1 protein-coding gene is annotated in these 1,312 nt (G+C 55.1%); it reads right to left on the reverse strand.

Annotated elements, in window-relative coordinates; translation table 11 throughout:
• Window positions 1–128: 128 nt before the first annotated feature.
• Entirely contained in the window at window positions 129–1,079 is a 951-nt protein-coding gene (locus tag OO306_RS27995) for a transposase (protein ID WP_265970378.1), read from the reverse strand.
• Window positions 1,080–1,312: the final 233 nt, after the last annotated feature.

The raw sequence follows: 1,312 nt of genomic DNA on the forward strand, positions 1-1,312 counted from the left end.
CCTGTAGGAGCAACTGTCTTTGAGGATTTTTTTGAAGTTGGCCCCCGCTAGGCATAGCTTCGCCAGCGATACCACGTAGCGGTGTCGCTGGCGAAGCCCGCGTTTAGTAGATCAATCCTCGATTGCTATCAGGGTGCGGGTACCTTGAGTTTCGGCTTTTTCCATTCTGTTCCGTCTCGCAGCATCGCATTCAGATGCACCAACAGCACCCGCATACAAGCTACTGCAGCGACCTTCGCACGCTTGCCACGAGCCACCAGGGCGTTATACCGAGCGTTGAAATCCGGATCGTGCCTGATCATCGACCAGATCGACATGTAGGTGGCGCAGCGGACTCGATAGCGTCCGCCCTCGATTGATCTGGGGCCATTCTTCTTGCCGCTGTCGTTGTTGTAGGGCGCTAGCCCTGCCAAGCCGGCGATCTTGCGCCCCGTCACAGTTCCAAGCTCAGGCAGGTACGCCATGAGCGTGCCGCAAGTGATGACCCCTATCCCCTTAACAGACATCAGCCGCCTGGTCGTCTCGCTATCCAGCACGTTCGAGGCTTTTTCAATCGCTTTGTCCAGTTCCTTGATCTTTTCACCCAGATAAACGATGTGGTCTGTGTAGGTGGTGATAGCTGTCGCACAAGTGGATTGCTTGATCCGGCGCTTGTCGTCGTCACGGTGCTGAACAAGATTGCCCCGCAGCTTGATCAGCTCTCCCAGTTCATCCCGATCCAGGTTAGGCTCGACCTGCGGTGAATCCACAAACTCACGAGCAAACCTCGCCAGCATTTGAGCGTCGATCTTGTCGGTCTTGGCAATCTTGCCCATGGCACTTGTGTAGTCGCGAGAGCGTTTGGGATTGACCCGAACTACATTCAGCCCCTCCCGGCGCAAGGCTCTGAACACGGCCCTTTCATAGCCGCCCGTGGCCTCCAACAAAACCCGCTCGACCTCAAGCTCGCCCAGGCACGCAATCAACTGCGCGAAGCCCTCAGGGTCATTCTTGACTTGAAAATGCGGGATTTCCTCAGGAAAAAAACCCACATCCAGAGTCGCTTGCGAAACATCGAGACCAACGAAGTAGGAAATCATCGCCACGCCCTCTTACACTGAAGAAGTGAGAGCACTCTGACTTAGCCCTAGCTTGTGATTTCGAGTTTGCCGCTCATTCAACTGTTCGGGCTTATGGTCAGAGTGAGAGGTGGATGGTGACTAGGCTCCTACTCGTGCTTTAGGCACCGCTGGCTATCAGTCTGCCATCCACTGCTCTCACCCTTTTGAGTTTAATTGGCCTTGAAGACACAAGCTGGCTTGCCTGCGATGGG

The sequence above is a fragment of the Pseudomonas sp. DCB_AW genome, from assembly GCF_026240895.1.
In the GTDB taxonomy this organism is placed as follows: domain Bacteria; phylum Pseudomonadota; class Gammaproteobacteria; order Pseudomonadales; family Pseudomonadaceae; genus Aquipseudomonas; species Aquipseudomonas kermanshahensis.

Excerpts from the sequence above, each read along its gene's own strand:
- OO306_RS27995 (WP_265970378.1), bottom strand. The coding sequence starts at position 1,079 with ATGATTTCCTACTTCGTTGGTCTCGATGTTTCGCAAGCGACTCTGGAT.